Annotated in this window: 12 protein-coding genes; 2 read left to right on the top strand and 10 right to left on the bottom strand. The window is 54.1% G+C overall.

Features of this window, described 5'->3' with window-relative positions; all coding sequences use genetic code 11:
* Positions 1-50: 50 nt before the first annotated feature.
* The 10 genes from GQX66_RS09625 to wecB form a co-directional block, all read right to left on the bottom strand.
* The gene (locus GQX66_RS09625) at positions 51-1061 is read right to left on the bottom strand and encodes a glycosyltransferase family 4 protein (protein WP_085745004.1); all 1011 of its coding nucleotides are present in this window, start codon (positions 1059-1061) and stop codon (positions 51-53) included.
* On the bottom strand, positions 1058-2017 hold the full coding sequence (locus tag GQX66_RS09620; RefSeq protein WP_085745003.1) for an SDR family oxidoreductase: 960 nt from the start codon (positions 2015-2017) through the stop codon (positions 1058-1060). The genes GQX66_RS09625 and GQX66_RS09620 overlap by 4 nt, the downstream gene beginning before the upstream one ends.
* A 2-nt stretch (positions 2018-2019) precedes the next feature.
* Positions 2020-3198 (bottom strand): glycosyltransferase family 4 protein, encoded by a 1179-nt coding sequence (locus GQX66_RS09615; RefSeq protein WP_085745002.1) that lies wholly within the window; start codon positions 3196-3198, stop codon positions 2020-2022.
* Between the two features lie 7 nt (positions 3199-3205).
* Complete coding sequence (locus GQX66_RS09610) at positions 3206-4855, bottom strand: heparinase II/III family protein (protein ID WP_240868477.1); 1650 nt, start codon at positions 4853-4855, stop codon at positions 3206-3208.
* Positions 4856-4906: 51 nt separating this feature from the next.
* Positions 4907-6745: an asparagine synthase (glutamine-hydrolyzing) gene (gene asnB, locus GQX66_RS09605; RefSeq protein ID WP_129972547.1), complete on the bottom strand. Its 1839-nt coding sequence runs from the start codon at positions 6743-6745 to the stop codon at positions 4907-4909.
* Entirely contained in the window at positions 6745-8367 is a 1623-nt protein-coding gene (locus GQX66_RS09600) for an O-antigen ligase family protein (RefSeq protein WP_240868474.1), read from the bottom strand. Before GQX66_RS09600 ends, asnB begins: the two co-directional genes overlap by 1 nt.
* A gap of 2 nt (positions 8368-8369) precedes the next feature.
* Positions 8370-8849 (bottom strand): serine acetyltransferase, encoded by a 480-nt coding sequence (locus tag GQX66_RS09595; RefSeq protein WP_085744998.1) that lies wholly within the window; start codon positions 8847-8849, stop codon positions 8370-8372.
* Between the two features lie 2 nt (positions 8850-8851).
* A complete protein-coding gene (locus tag GQX66_RS09590; RefSeq protein WP_085744997.1) occupies positions 8852-10096 on the bottom strand; it encodes a hypothetical protein in 1245 nt (414 codons plus the stop codon).
* 133 nt (positions 10097-10229) lie between these two features.
* Complete coding sequence (wecC, locus tag GQX66_RS09585) at positions 10230-11495, bottom strand: UDP-N-acetyl-D-mannosamine dehydrogenase (protein ID WP_085744996.1); 1266 nt, start codon at positions 11493-11495, stop codon at positions 10230-10232.
* A 9-nt stretch (positions 11496-11504) separates the two neighbouring features.
* Positions 11505-12632, bottom strand: coding sequence for a UDP-N-acetylglucosamine 2-epimerase (non-hydrolyzing) (gene wecB / locus GQX66_RS09580; RefSeq protein WP_102686476.1), 1128 nt, complete (start codon positions 12630-12632; stop codon positions 11505-11507).
* 1079 nt (positions 12633-13711) lie between these two features.
* Between wecB and GQX66_RS09575 the strand changes: the two genes are divergently transcribed.
* Both GQX66_RS09575 and GQX66_RS09570 read left to right on the top strand, forming a co-directional pair.
* The gene (locus tag GQX66_RS09575) at positions 13712-15706 is read left to right on the top strand and encodes a nucleoside-diphosphate sugar epimerase/dehydratase (RefSeq protein ID WP_085744993.1); all 1995 of its coding nucleotides are present in this window, start codon (positions 13712-13714) and stop codon (positions 15704-15706) included.
* A 113-nt stretch (positions 15707-15819) separates the two neighbouring features.
* Positions 15820-16155, top strand: a complete 336-nt coding sequence (locus GQX66_RS09570; RefSeq protein WP_085744992.1) for a helix-hairpin-helix domain-containing protein — start codon at positions 15820-15822, stop codon at positions 16153-16155.
* The last annotated feature ends 65 nt before the right edge of the window (positions 16156-16220 follow it).

Below are 16220 nucleotides of genomic sequence, written 5' to 3'. Positions count from 1 at the left end.
ATGGCTTCCCCTCAATTGTTTCTGCAACAAAATACTAAATCACCTCTGGCTTATTCCTTGCCTCCAGCATTGAACTTCACTGCCAGCGCTGCTAATGGCACATAAGCAATCAGAACCCCCAGCAGACCGTCCAGGTAACCGTTAGCCACCAATAGCGCAATCGGCAACAGCCAGCAAAGATTGATCGCGGCAACGCCCAGCGTGACGGGCAGGTGCTTTTTGTATTTTCGAGAAGCGAATTGATAAGCATGGCTACGGTGAGCTTCGTAGACTTTTTCTCCCCGTAGCAGCCGGCGGAACAAAGTCCAGGTTGCATCGACGATAAACACGCCCAGCAGAATCAGCCAGCTCCACAGCAATTGTGGTGCGGCCCAGGCAGCCTGCAGGGAGAGGACGCCCAGAGTGATCCCGAGGAAGCCGCTACCAGCATCCCCCATGAAGATGCGAGCTGTCGGGAAGTTCCAATACAAAAAACCGGACACTGCGAAGGCAAGCAGAAGCGGGAGGAGGGCCAATACACCATTGCCCGTCAGCCAATAAAGCAACGTTGCACCCAGGCAAACAAAAATCGCCTCGACGCTGGCAATGCCATCGATACCATCCATGAAGTTATACAGGTTCAGCAGCCAGACCAGATAAAACGCGGCCAATACATTGCCAACCCAACCCAGGTCAAATACGAATCCGAAGACCGTCAGGGGTGGTAAGCCGCCTATCCAGTAAAGTGCCCAAATGGCTGCAATGAAATGACCCAGCAAGCGCCAGCGGGCGACGATATGGCCGTGATCATCCAGAAAGCCCAGTACTGCGATGCCGACACCTGCCCCCATCAATGCCCACATCGTCGGCAAGGTGATGGCACCCATGCTTGTCGCCAATATCAGTGCGACCAGAAAGCTCACAACGATCGCAACGCCGCCACCTCTTGGGGTGGGGACGGCGTGGGAGCTTCGGGCATTGGGCACGTCTATAAGGCTTTTAGCCAGCGCATATTGCCGTAGGGCTCCGGTCAGAAACAGTGCAACGACGGCGCAAGCCGGTAATAACCACCACATATTCATTTGATTCGCAGGTCCAGAAAGTGTTTAGCCGTTTTACGCAGCGCCTCATCGACAGAGACGGGCGGGGTCCAGTTCAAAAGGGTACGTGTTTTTTCAATATCTACCTGAAGTGAACCGCACAGTCGTTGGGCCAGGGCTTGCTTGCCCAGCATCGATGCCCCGGTTTCAAGTACCCAGCCGGGGATTGGCAGCATTCGGACAGGTTTGCCCAACGCAGCGCCCATGCGCCGAAGAAGCATGGTAGTCGATAGGTCTTCGCCATCGCTGACCATGAAAGTCTGGTTCGCAGCAGCAGGATGGACTACGCAAGTCGCAATCAGGTCAGTGAGATTGTCCAGTGCGACGAGGCTGCGGCGGTTGTGAAGTGCGCCGAATGGCAGCGGCACGCCTTTGTGGAGCCAGCGCATCATGCTGAGAAAGTTGGCCTGTACGCCTGGCCCATAAACCAGTACGGGACGGATGATGACTACTTCCATCCCGGTTTCTGTGGAAAGCGCACGTAGTCCCTGTTCGGCCTCAAGTTTTGAAATCCCATAGGGATCAAGAGGCACAGGTTGGCTTTCAGCGCTGTAAGGGTTGCCTGGGGTTGTGCTCTCGCCGTTGACTTTCACTGAGCTGATGAAGATGAATCTTCGGATGCCTGCTTCAGCCGATTGCCGGGCGAGATTCAACGTGCCCTCGACATTGGTCTTGCGGTATTCGGCAAGAGGGTCGGATGACTCGTCGCTCATGACATGCACGCGGGCAGCCGAATGGATGACGACATCATGTCCGCTCAGCACCGACATCCAGTTCTGCTCGCTGGACAGATCGCTGATCAGCGCCTGAGTTGCACGGGAGTCGAGCTCATTCGAGTTTTTGCGAACGGCAGCGGTAACCTCATGACCCTGCTCCAGCAGCAGAGGTGTCAGGCCGCGTCCCACAAAGCCCGTTGCGCCTGTAAGTAGAATTCGCATGATCAGGAAACTTCCGATGTGGAGATTACATCTACAGCCATGTCGCGCATGATATTCGCTCTGGAGAACCGATCGATAAAGGCCGCGCGTGGGGTCGTGGAGATCGTCAGTCTTTCGAAGGATTCGACCGCCGCATCGACATCACAAGGTGCAAATACCGATGCATTTTCGATGTGCTCGGTCACAAACTCTGCCGCGTAGCCTGCAATGCCCGCCCAGATCGGTTTTCCCAGGGCAGCATATTCGAACAGCTTGGACGGCAATACTTTACGAAATGCATCGTAGTCATTCAGGTGCAGAAACAATATGTCCGCTGATTGGTAGACGCCGATCAGTTCGTCGCGTTTGACCGGGCTCAGCAGGTCGACATTGTTGCACTTGGACGCATTGATGGCGTCTTTCAATGCAGCCAGTCGGCCGCCATCACCGATTACCTTGAATCGCACCTTTCCTTCAAGGCGTTTTGCCAGTTGAGGGATGATGTTGTGAAGGCCCTGACCTTCCCCGAAGTTTCCTGCGTACACCACATCCAGAATGCGGTCCTGGTTGTCTTCGGTGTTCACAATCGGCAGGTTGAGGAATTCGTCATCGATACCGTTGGTAAACAGCGAATACTTCTGGTCCGGGTATCTGGATTTGAAGTAAGGAAGAAAGCCTGCTGAGACCAGGTTGACTTTGCGCGCCGACTTTATCGTGAAGCGTTCGAGCAACGAGAGGATCGGTTTGATGAACCGCACCATCTTCCCGGATAGAACGTCCTTGATGGTGTCCACGAAAATGTCACGGATGTCGAGGTACAGTGGTGTTTTCTTGCTGCGGGCAATGACGGCTCCAAGTGTTGCGGTCATCAGGCGTGAAGACGTTGCATAAACAAGGTCGTAGTGCTTGCCGCGAGCGAAGTTGCGCACATGTCTGGCGTAGACCAGAAACGCTTTTGCCTGATCGACCATCCCGCTTTTGTGAGCGGGCAGGGCGATACGGCGTATGGTCAGGCGCGGATGTTCTTCAAGCTCGGGCGCTTCGCTGCTGAATGAGCTGTAGCGATTGGGCAGTGTCGTGATCAGTTCGATATGGGCATCAGCCGGCAATTTATCCAGCAATGCCTTTACCAGTGCCGTGGTGCGGAATGAGCCGGCGGACAGATCCGGCTGATAATAAAAACTCAGGACTAAAAGTTTCAAATAAGCCTCACCACGTTACGCGGGTAATAAGTGTGTCTGACGATAGTTCGACAACGATGCATTGGTTCGCCACGGACTTGCCGAACTCCGGGTGCCAGGTTGTGTTCGCAATGCTGATGCATGCCGCGCCCGAGATGGAGACAGAGACTGTCTCTCCAGAAGCCAGGGTGATTGTCAGGCCGTTGTCATTCTGAGTCACTGACGCCTCGGGGTGCAGGTGGAATCTTGCGATCGACTTGTCAAAGGCGCCCGTTACCGAATCGTTGATCTGTAGCGTGTTCCTGGTGGCGTTCCACTCCCGCGTGTGAAGGTTCTTGCCCTTCAGGCGCTGGTAGCCGTCATGTGAGCAAACGATGCGAACGGATTCACCGGTGCTCTCGAAGGTGCTCAGGCTGACGCGGGCGCGGCGGGCGACCCTGAAGCCGGCCCAGACCTCCGAGGAGTTTTCGCCATCGATCTCTACGGTGTTATGAGCGGCGGTACTGCGTTGACGATGACGCTCGCTGTCCTCGCCGTATTGCGATGTGCCGGAGTTAACGAATACTCGCTGCCCGAATACGCTCAACTCGAAGCTCAACGTATCTGCGTGAGTATGGCCGGGCTGATAAACGGGAGCGACTTGTGCAAAGTTCAAGAGTGCTTTGCTGCCCTCACCGAACGCTATGTGCGCAAACCCGCTTTCGGCATGGCAAATGGCACCGATCGAAGAAGTGTCCGCTGCGTCTGCCGGTGGCTGGCAACCCAGCAAGGCGGCATAACCTTCGATGTCGCGCAGGGCAGGAGCAATGCCGAAGGCGCAATCATTGAAGAAGGGGATTTCGCCATCAGGATGCTGCATGCTGCGCAGCCAGATGATTCCTTGCTCGATCACTCGGCGCCACTCGGGTGCACGGCTTTTCAGTGCGTCGATATTGGCATTGAGTGCCAGATTGAGCAGGTCGCACATGTCCCAAAGCAACGAGGCGTGGTACATGGGCGACAGTTCGAAATGCGCCCCATCTGTCAGGAATTGCTCCTTCACCTCTCTGTCCAGAATCTTCAGTCCGGTTTTCAGCCAGTTCTCGGCCTCCCCGGTCTGCAGAAAGCTGCCCGCGAAAACCAGCGCCTTGCCATTCACGAACAAGTGATTTGCGAGGATGTGATATTCAATCCGTTGTGACAGTGCGTGTGTCTGCACTGCCAGGCTTTCCAGCCAGCGCTGATCCAGATGCGGCTGCATTTGCAACCACTTGACCAGGTTAACGATCCTGAGGGACAGCGTATAAGGTTCCCAGCCACAGCCGGCGAACGGCGGGTTGGCCGTGATCCAGCTGTTGACCAGATCCGTTTCCGACAGGGATGAATCATGTTCCTGGCGGGCGGTCAGGTGATCCAGATAATGCAGATTGTATTGCCAGATCTTTGGCAGCGACTCGTTGTGCCATTCGATGGCCGCCTTGCTGCCCATGAAGTCGAACTGCCCGTCTTCGGTTATGCGCGATGAATTCCAGCGAGGTGGATTGGCCAGATCAAAGGACGGGTTCTTGCTCGCCGGTATTGCGGCATACGGTTTGATCTTGGCAAAACGATAGTAGATTCGATAGAGAATCTGCTCCGGTCGCAGCACTTTGGCAGTGTGGTAGAGCTTTGTGAGCCGGGCTATCCGTGCGTTGCGCATATGAGTCACTGATTCAAATGGTTGATTCGTTGTAATGTATTTTCGAGCTACTCAAGCGAAGTTGAATTTGAGCCAGCGTTCAAAATACAGAAGTTGCCAGAGTTTGTAGGTGTTATTGGCGGCACCGGAAAAGTGACTCTTTATCAGCCGCTCAACTTCCTCGCGATTGAGGAATTGATAGATTCGCTGGAATTCAGATGCCAGGCGTTCCGCACCCAGGCGCAGAATGATCCCGTCCAGAGGAGGGTTGAACCCGGTTTTCGGACGGTTGACCAGCGTGGAGGGGAGCAGGCTTTTCAAGAGCGTCTTGAGCGGTGCTTTAGGCGCGCCGTCTTTCAACAGATCGGCACTGGAGGTTGCGAACCCGTTGGCAACGACGCGCTCATCCAGCAACGGCACTCTGAGTTCGATGCTTGCCAGCATGCTTGCCTTGTCGGAAACGCCCAGGTTGTGACTCAGGAACCCGGTCATGTCGAAATGCTGTGCGCATTTCACTTTATCGTCCACATCGCCTTTGTACTGGCTCAGCACATTGTCCAGGCGCTGTTTGTACGTGTTTTCCAGTGTCGAGTAGTTGGAGAAGAAATTGCTGAGTTCCTGTTTTGAGAAATAGCCGAGCATCCGCGAATACGCCAGCGGCCAATAACTTTCCTGGGCGTACGAGACGAGTCGCTCGAACTTCTTGTCGAGTTTTTTCGGGAAAAGATTGAGCTTCAGCAACGACTTGAGCAGCGGGTAGACAGCGCGGATCAGATTGTGGTGCTTGAGGACCTTGTATCGGGGGTATCCGGCAAACGCTTCGTCGCCACCCATTCCGCTGAGCATTACGGTATATCCGCTCTTCCTGGCCTCGTCGGACAGTCGATAGGTGGCCCAGAACGTATAATCCGACACTAGCTCTTCAGTATTTTTGGCGACGAAGTCGATGGATTCAAACGGATTGTCGTTCGCGTCGAGAATTTCGGTAACTTTAAGTTCTTTGCCCAAGTGCTTGGCGATGTCGGCAGAAAACTTCATGTCCACCGCGGAGTCTTCGGTTTCTTCGTATTTCGCGAAAAACAGGTCCGCAGCTCCTGTGTAGTTCGCAAGAATGCTGGAGTCGGCGCCGCCGCTGAAGAACACCCCTACCGGAACATCAGCTTCCAATTGACGGGTGACCGCAGACTCGATGGTGTCGGCAATGGACCGTTGAGTATTGAAGTTGATGATGTCCTGGTAGCGTACGATTGTACGGGCGCCGGTGGTCAGGTCAAATTCGATATAGGTTCCCGGCTGTACTTTCTTGATTGCCTTGTAACCGGTGTTGGGCTCGTAGATGAACCCATTGTTGAAGAACTCGAACACGTCATCGTTATCGATTTCAGCAACAACCTCTGGATAGCTTTTCAGACCGCGTATTTCCGAGCAGGCATAAAAACCATTGGCGCTTGAATAGTAATAAACCGGCTTGATGCCCACGACATCTCTGACCAGAAAGAACTTCCTGGCATTCTCGTCAAGAATGACCAGCGAAAACATTCCTTGCAGTTGCTTGAATGCCTGTTCCTTGTATTCGACATACAGCTTCAGGATGACTTCGGTATCGGACGTGCCGTTGAAGGTATAACCCTTCTTGACGAGGTCGTCCCTCAACTCGTGATGGTTGAAGACTTCGCCGTTGAAAATGATGCTGATGCCATTCCCAGCATGCATGGGCTGGCTGCCGGCGGCTGTCAGATCCAGAATGCTCAGTCGGTTGTGACCGAGTCCTACCTGGAAGTCCGCAACGGTAGTGAAGTATGTTCCAGAGGCATCCGGTCCACGATGTTTTGTGACGGCAAGACTCGCTTCCAACTGGAGGTTGGTGTCGGACGCGGACTGCTTAACACAAAAGAAACTTAAACCGCACATTATGCCTTGAGCTCCATATTTTCTTGATTGGCGGTGTTTTGCACAGGCGACGACGGTGAGGGTGAAGCCTCGCCTGTATCAACACTCTTCCTGTCATTTTGAACTTTCGGCGCTCGCGAGAGCGCTTGGGTGAGAATCAGGCCCCAGGCTGTAGCGAGCAGCAAGTTGAAGGTGATCAGGCGGAAAACGGCGAAAAACAAACCGTAGATGGCCATGGTCAATACCACGGATCGCAGTATCGTCCAGTGGGCTGGCTCGACTCTGAGCGAGGTCACTCGAAGGACAATCGGGCCCAGCAGGACCAGCGCATAAGTAATGATTCCCAGCAGGCCACCGACCATCAAGGTATAGAGCGGCCAGTTGTGAATATAAGCGACCCATTGGGTAAACGATTCCCCGCTGGATGTTTCCCAGCGCATTTCGTGTTTGATGCCCAGTCCGTTACCCGCTACCGGGTGCGACTTAAACATGTCCCATGCAATGCCATACTCTACAACGCGCGAAGAGACGTTGAAGTCGGCATTTTCCTTTGTTGGAGCGATGGGTTGCAACATGCCATCGTCGCCGGCTTTTGATTCTTCACTTGGCTTCCAGTTAACGATTGTCTCTATGCCAGACTCGATCAGCAGGCTCATCCTGCCGAGCCATATCTGCTGCATGCCTGTAGCGAAAATGAACAGCAGCGCGCAGATGCCCAGAGCGGTGGCGCTCACCATCAATTTTTTTCGCAGTTGGGCGTGAAACACAAAAACGAAGGCGGAAAACAGCATCATCACCAGCAGTGCGCTCAACAGCATGCTGCGGGTGAAAGTGATCAGTACGGCGGTCATGCAAAGCAGAGACATCAAGGCACCGACAGCGGTGATCTGCTTTTGCCGCGACAGGATGCAAGTGACAAATCCGGCCGCCATTCCCACGGGCAGCAGACTGTCGGTCGCTTGCGCCAGAACCATGGTTATACGGTCGCGCATGGGGCCGATAGCATTGGCATTGTGCAAGGCGGCTTCTTTTGTAAGCTTGATGGCCTGAGCGTCTGCAGGGTCGATCCAGTAGGGTCTCCAGATGCCTTGGTAGAAGTAGTAAAAAACGATATATCCGGCGGTCAGAAAGACCAGCGTCGCTACTGAGCCGCCTACCCAGCGAATACGCGTTTGATCCTGACTGACCAATATGCAGACAGGGATCAATGCGTAGATGAACAGGAAGGGAATGACGCCCCTCACCCAGTCGGTGAGGGGAACGTGATTGTGCATGGCAACTGCCAGGTTGGTGCCCAATATAAGGAGACCGACCAGCAGGGGAGCTGCGAATACCTTCAGTGCATCTTTTAACGTGTACGTGCGCAGGAGCTGCAGCAGGCTGCCTGCAAAAACGGTGGCCAGCAATGCTGCAAATGATAGCTCCTGCAGGCCCAGTGAGGGTGGCGCCGGACGCATGGCAAATGCCATTGGAAAGAGCGCCAGCAAACCGTGCCAAGGCGATTTCAGTGCCATGAGAATAAGGAGAAGAACGCCGGCGGTACCGATGTAGAACGCAGCGCCAGGATCTTGTGAAAGAAGAATGGCAGTGCCCGCGCCGGCAGCAATCGCGCAACTGTTTTTATTAAAATATGATTCTTTCATCATTATTCTCCGGCCATCTTCCGCGGACGAATTGCTTTGAAATCAGCAGATGTCTGGCCAACAATTCGAGCGGGAATTCCAACAACCACGGAGTTGTCTGGTACGTCCTTCAGTACGACGGCGGACGCGCCAATCTGGCAGTTGTTCCCGATCTTGATGTCGCCGATTATTCTTGCGCCTGCACTGATATAGCAGTTGTCGCCAATCACGGGGCACTTGTTTATTTCGCTGGATGCAAAGCCTTCCGCCGCACCGATCGTGATGCCCTGGCCCAGCACGCAGCCGCTACCGATCCTGGCGTTTGCGTGAAGCACAACGCCGATGGCGCCATAAGCGAAGATCGAGCCTTTGCCAATGCTTGCCGAAACGGGGACATACGAATTGAAGATCAGGAAAATGAAATTTCGAATGAGCATCGGAATAACCGGGATCTTTCGTTGATAGAACCAGTGTCCAATACGATAAAGCGTGACTGCGTTCATTCTCAAAACCTCAATTTACGGAAATCTGCCAGGCGCAGACGGAGAGTCCAGGTTGCGATGATCAACAGGGAGCACATATAGAAAATGCCCCAGATCAGGCTGACGTTGGCCATGACTATAGAAAGGGGGGAAAGTATTGCCACCCAGAAAATCACCGGAAGCTGGATGCCGGGGCGACAGAACAGGTGCAGTGTCAGCAGGTAAGCGGAGAACCCCAGTGCATAGAATACTTTTGCGGCCTCAAGTCCCTGCACGAAAAAGACCATGCAGACCACAGCGATACAACCCAGTGATACGTTTATCGCGATGACCCTGCGGTGAAATCCCGAGGCAATGAGATATCGCTCCGTCACCACCGCCCAGTAGAGAACCGGCAAGCAGGGGAGCAGGGCCAGATAGCCCGAATATTTGGGAAAGAGCCACGATACGAAATAACCGAACAACCCCACGAGCGCGAAGTACATCACGGCGATCGACATGATGATCCGGTATTGCTCCTGGCGCTGCCCTCCGGATATGAACGAAACAAATACTGCCCTGACGTTGATGGGGAAAAGACTGGTTGCGGATTGAATGATCGACACAATCACGCGAAACAGTCCCAGCTCACGAACCGGCAGGATCTTCGAGAGTATGTAAGGTAGTATGTTGGTGAACAGGTTGAAGAACAGCGTGATGGAGATCATGCGCGGCAGAAGGGTAATGACCTGCCAGAGCGTTGAGCCCAGCTGCTTGCCAAGCGGTAGTTTTGCTCCGTGAGTAAACAGCGCAACCAGTGCCAGCAGACAAGGGATCAGGTTGGTCAGGCACAGGATGTCCACGATGCTCAGCGGCCAGATGTTCTGATGGCTGACAAACAGGGCGGCGAAGAAAACCCCCAGAAACAGAATCAGATACCCGACGATCCAGCGGTAGAGTCGCAGTCCGAAAAGTGACAGCAGGCAGGCTGAACTAAGCAGCATGACGCTGAGCAGCAAGGGATTGCCCAGATCCGTCAACTGACTTAGTCCGCTGAAGAGCAGGAAGATCAGGCTTGCCATAAATAAGGAAGTGACAAGGATGTGTTCAGGTTCAACGCTTGCAAGAAGTTGTTCGTTGATGATGTCCAGCAGTTTCTGAAATAAAAAAACCAGCACGTTGGCTTTGATGAACTCGCCATAGGCTTCAAGTCCATATAAACCAGGAATAACAAAGTTTACTACCAGGCCACTAATCAGTGTCAGCGCCTGAATCAGCAGATTGACCATGTCTCAACCTTCTTCAATCTCATCATGACTAATTCGAGCACATGATCATCGGAGTTTTCATCGAAGCAACGAAGTGCGCAGGACCCGGTGACTCATGGAGACACCTGGTCCTGCGCTCAGTTTCGATAAGTGGTCAGTTCCAGATACCGCGCGTATCGACTCGCTCTGCACGCGCCAGGCTGCTTTGCGGGATCGACTTGAATTGCTTGTGGTCGACAAGCAGAACAATCACATCTGCTTGAGCCAGTGCGCTGTCGATATCGCAGAGAGTGACTTTGCCTTCCATGTTGGCAGGCAATTGATCGATATTGGGTTCGACGGCCAGTACCTTGCCCGGATGAGCATCGGCAATTTTCAAAGTGATTGCCTTGGACGGGCTTTCACGCAGGTCGTCGATATCCGGTTTGAAGGCCAATCCGAAGCAGGCGACTGTAACGTCCTTGGCCGTCTTGTCCGGGTTTGCCTGCAGGTGCTTGCCGATGGCTTGCTGGACCTGGTCGATCACCCATTGCGGCTTGCTGTCGTTCACTTCACGAGCTGTGCGGATCAGGCGCGCCTGCTCCGGAGTCTTGCTGACAATGAACCATGGGTCCACGGCGATGCAGTGGCCACCGACACCCGGGCCGGGTTGCAGAATGTTCACTCGTGGGTGGTGATTGGCCAGACGGATCAATTCCCAGACGCTGATACCCAGCTTGTCGCATATGATCGAAAGCTCGTTCGCAAATGCAATATTCACGTCACGGAAGCTGTTTTCGGTCAGTTTGCACATTTCGGCGGTGCGGGCGTCCGTGATGATGCACTCGCCTTCAACGAAAGTTTTGTACAGTTGCACGGCAGCTGCGGAGCATTTCGATGTCATGCCGCCAATGATGCGATCGTTCTCGATCAGTTCACGCAGTACGTGACCCGGCAGAACGCGCTCGGGGCAGTGTGCGATACGAATGTCGGACTCTTCGCCATGGGTTTGCGGGAAGGTCAGGTCCGGGCGGGCCTCTGCCAGCCACGCGGACATCTGTTCGGTCGCACCCACTGGAGAAGTGGACTCGAGAATGACCAGATCGCCTTTCTTCAGAACCGGAGCGATGGATTTGCTGGCGGATTCGATGTAGGCAAGATCGGGCTCATAGTCGCCTTTGAAAGGCGTAGGAACGGCGATCATGAACGCATCTGCCGGTTCGGCGACGGTGGTGGCCCGCAGGAAACCTTCGGTCACGGCTGCGTGGACGACGATATCCAGGTCTGGTTCGACGATATGGATTTCACCGCGATTGATCGTTTCGACAGCGCGGGGGTTTACATCGACGCCAATCACCTTTTTCTTGCGGGCGGCGAAAACGGCTGCCGTTGGCAGTCCAATGTAGCCGAGACCGACCACAGAAACAGTTTCAAAGCTCATACGTTGGCCTTATTGGATTTTGGAAAGAGTTTCGAGAATGCGAGCACAAGCCTTCCCATCACCGTAGGGATTGTGAGCGTAGCTCATCTGCTCGTAGGCATCAGAGTCAGTCAGCAGGCGGCTCAAGTTGCTTGTAATTGCGTCTACGGCAGTACCGACAAGTTTTACGGTACCTGCCTCAACAGCTTCCGGGCGCTCCGTTGTATCACGCATCACCAGGACCGGCTTGCCGAGCGAGGGGGCTTCCTCTTGAATGCCGCCCGAGTCGCTGAGGATCAGGTAAGAGCGATTCATCAGCCAGACAAACGGCAAGTATTCCAGAGGCTCGATCAGGTGGATGTTTCCGATGCCTGCCAGAAGACGATTCACAGGCTCCCGTACATTCGGATTCAGATGCACAGGGTAGACAATCTCGACGTCCGGAAAGGCTTTCGCGGTAGTGGCCAGTGCCTTGCAGATGTTCTCGAAGCCGTCGCCGAAGCTTTCACGGCGGTGGCCGGTGACGAGGATTACTCGCTTGCCTTCACCGATGAACGAAAACTGCTCGTGGAAAGCCTGTTGCAGAGAGGCTGTGTTGCTGACGCGTGAAACAACGTCCAGCAGGGCGTCGATGACCGTGTTCCCGGTCACGTGAATCGAAGCTTCCGCTACGCCTTCCTTGAGCAGGTTTTGTCTGGAGGTCTCGGTAGGAGCGAAGTGGACCGCTGCCAGTGCGCCGGTAAGTTTGCGGTTAGCCTCTTCCGGCCAGGGCGAATAGAGATTGCCGGTACGCAACCCCGCCTCGACATGAGCAACCGGGATCTGCTGGTAGTAGGCCGCCAGTGTCGTTGCAAACGTGGTTGCCGTATCGCCATGTACCAGAACGATATCCGGCTTGTATTCGGCAAAGACCTTTTTCATGCCTTGCAGGATTGCCGTGGTGACGTCGGTCAGATCCTGGCCCGGCTTCATGATGTTCAGATCAAAGTCAGGCTTGATCTCGAACAGATCCAGTACCTGGTCGAGCATCTGGCGATGCTGACCGGTCACGCACACTTTGGCTTCGAAGCGTTCGTCGGCAGCAAGGCTCAGCGCCAGGGGAGCCATTTTGATCGCTTCAGGGCGCGTGCCGAACACACATAACGTTTTCAAAGTCATCACAACACCGCTATTGAAAATAAATGAAATTTACCGCGTGTACATGCCGTACCACTTGTCCGCAGAGGGACGATTGGATAACTCACTGAGCCGTTCTTCCTTGGTTTAGCCTAATGACGCGTAATTCAACCGGCATGCTGAAGCCCGCAGGTCTTATATAGGTTCATTGGGTTTATTGATGTTCTGTACATGTTGCGCTCAAGGGGTAATGGGCTTTCTGGTCGGGATTGATTCGTTTCCGGCATCTTGCACTGTCTGACGTATCTTATCGTTACCCAGGAAGCCGCTATTGCACGCAGGGCAGAGTCATGCCTTGAGCAGCGTGGTCGATCGACCGTCGGGACGCTTGTCCAGGAGGAGACCCGAGAGCATGCGCAGTTTGCCCTCATGAGCGCGCGAGCGCGTTTTTCCCATGAGTAGTCGCTCGCAGGGAGCCTGTGTAATTCCTTTGGCGTAATCGACATTGTCGAGAGACATCTTTGTCATCAGGGGCAACCGCTCAGTTTGTGTTAACCGTGCATGTCTTGGGAATTGAAATGAATCAGCGCGTCTGGAAGCCGCTGTTAGTCGGTATCGAACGTGCCGCATGTAAATGCGACGCCGATTATAGCCTTCTTTGCGCGACGCTTTCCAAGGTTGTGGCGTTGGGGATCGCGGTCTCTCGTTTTTGCTGTCCATCAGGCTTCAAGAGGTCTGAAGCCATGAAGGGACGTCGAATGTATCGGTTTCGGTACGTTGCATCGATCACTCTCGTCCTTGAAGTGACATGCGGCTGATGCCGACCTGACGATCGGTACCTCCTGGCAGTCAATGCAATGCATTGGCCGAAGACTGGCGGTTTTTGATTTTCTGCCATGACTGTCGGCAATCAGCGGCAGGCCATTTTTATCCAGACAGAGGGTTTTAAAGGGATTTTTGCCAGAACCTAGGTATCATGACGCCGACACAAAGACCCATACAAGGAGCGAAGGACAAAAGCTTCGGGGTCGAAGCATTGTGTATCTGAGCGTTTCAATTTTGAGTCTATGGGCAATAGTTTTTCTCGGTTTCAGGAGCTTGAAGGGGTGTTTGATACGTTTATGGATAATATCAGAGCAGTTTTGTTAGCCCTTCCTCGCCGACGCAAGCGGGTCTTGCAGGTAATTGCCGATGTTTTTCTGGTCTGGCTTTCTCTGTGGATGGCGTTTGTCGTACGTCTGGGAATAGACGAACTCAACAGTCCCATTCAACAGCACCTCTGGTTGTTTTTCAGCGCCCCCGTAGTGGCTATTCCCCTCTTCATTCGATTCGGCATGTATCGCGCGGTCATGCGTTATGTCGGTAACGACGCACTGATCGCTATCGTTAAAGCGGTGACGCTTTCCTCGCTTATTCTCGGCGTAGTGGTCTACTGGTACAGCAATCATCAAACCATCGTGCCCAGATCCATCATTTTCAATTACTGGTGGCTCAGTCTTGTGATGATCGGCGGCCTGCGCGTTGCGATGCGACAGTATTTTTCCGGCGACTGGTTTGTCGCGGCTCAACACGTTCCATTTGCCAATATCGACGATGGCTTGCCACGGGTCGCTGTCTATGGCGCCGGCGCAGCAGGCAACCAGTTGGTCGCTGCCTTGCGCATGGGGCGTGCGATGCGTCCGGTAGCGTTCATCGATGACGATGGCAGTATTGCCAGCCGTGTGATTGCAGGCTTGCAGGTTTTCAAGCCCAAGCATATTCAGCAAATGATCGATACGACTGGCGCTCAGGAAATTCTGTTGGCGATCCCTTCCGCCAACCGCGGCCGGCGTCGTGAGATTCTCAGTTATCTGGAAAAGTTTCCCCTGCACGTTCGCAGTGTTCCGGGATTCATGGATTTGGCCAGCGGACGCGTCAAGGTCGATGATATCCAGGAGGTGGATATCGCGGATCTGCTGGGGCGCGATGCCGTGCCCGCCCAGGATGATCTGCTGGAGCACTGCATCACTCGCCAGGTCGTCATGGTAACGGGCGCCGGTGGATCAATCGGCTCTGAACTGTGCCGTCAGATTCTTGAGTTGCAGCCGACCACTCTTTTGTTGTTCGAACACAGCGAGTTCAATCTCTACAGTATTCTTTCCGAGCTGGAGCAGAGGATCTCTCGCGAATCCCTGTCTGTGAAACTGCTTCCGATCCTCGGTTCCGTCCGGGATGAAAACAAGCTGCTCGACGTGATGAAAACCTGGCATGTCGATACGGTTTACCATGCCGCAGCCTACAAACATGTACCGATGGTCGAACACAACATCGCCGAGGGCGTGTTGAACAACGCCATTGGCACCCTGAACACCGCGCAGGCTGCCTTGCAGGCGGGTGTTGCCAATTTCGTGCTCATCTCTACAGACAAGGCCGTACGCCCAACCAACGTGATGGGGAGCACCAAGCGCCTTGCGGAACTGACGCTGCAGGCACTCAGTCGTGAGAAAGCCCCGGTGCTGTTCGGTGATGAGGCGTGCGTGTCTCAAGTCAACAAGACCCGTTTCACCATGGTGAGATTCGGTAACGTACTGGGCTCCTCCGGTTCGGTGATCCCGCTTTTTCACAAGCAGATCAAGTCTGGTGGGCCGCTCACCGTTACGCACCCGAAGATCACACGCTACTTCATGACAATCCCTGAAGCTGCCCAATTGGTCATCCAGGCGGGTTCGATGGGGCAAGGGGGGGATGTCTTCGTCCTCGACATGGGAGAGCCGGTGAAGATCGTTGAGCTGGCGGAGAAGATGATTCACCTGTCTGGTCTCAGCGTGCGTTCGGAAAGAAACCCGCACGGTGATATCGATATCGAGTTTTCCGGCCTGCGTCCGGGAGAAAAGCTCTACGAAGAATTGCTGATCGGCGACAACGTGTCAGCGACCTCTCATCCAATGATCATGACTGCCAACGAAGACTATCTGGACTGGGATCTGCTCAAGGAAAAACTGAATCAGTTGCTGGTTGCGATCGAGCGGGACGACTACTCGCGAGTCCGTCAGCTCCTGCGTGAAACGGTCAGTGGCTATTCTCCGGATGGTGAAATCGTCGATTGGATTTATCAGCAGCGCCGTCTGGAGCCCTGATTGTTTCACATCTGGTAACGAACGCATTTTTGACAAGCGCCCGGGATGACCTAGGTTTGGAGAGCAGCTACGGAAAAGCTGCTTTCCCAACTTGATCTCATGGAGCGTCACCTATGCGTACCGGCTTTTTCTACTCCCTGGTATTTGCCCTTCTCACCAGCACCTCGATCGCCGTGATTGCTGCGCCAGCAGTAGCTCCGAACGTGGATGGAACACCGCTGGTCATCGACGTCAATGCTACGTCGCAAAACCTGAAAGTCGATCTCAACAACGCCGATGCGGCCACTCTGCAGAAGGAACTTGCAGGCGTGGGCGAGGCCAAGGCGAAAGCGATTGTTGCTTATCGTGAAACAAACGGGCCGTTCGCGTCCGTGGATGAATTGCTGGAAGTGAAGGGTATCGGCAAAGCGATCCTGGATCGCAATCGCGACAAGCTGGAAGTGAACTAAGCTGATTGTTCAACGCCAAGGGGCCGGTCATTGACCGGCCCTTTTTGCTTCCCGCTTCCTTCAAG

This window comes from Pseudomonas sp. B707, from assembly GCF_022496685.1.
Lineage (GTDB): Bacteria > Pseudomonadota > Gammaproteobacteria > Pseudomonadales > Pseudomonadaceae > Aquipseudomonas > Aquipseudomonas paraglycinae.
The sequence above is the reverse complement of the archived record's forward strand: the minus strand, read 5'-3'. Positions and strand labels throughout refer to the sequence as shown.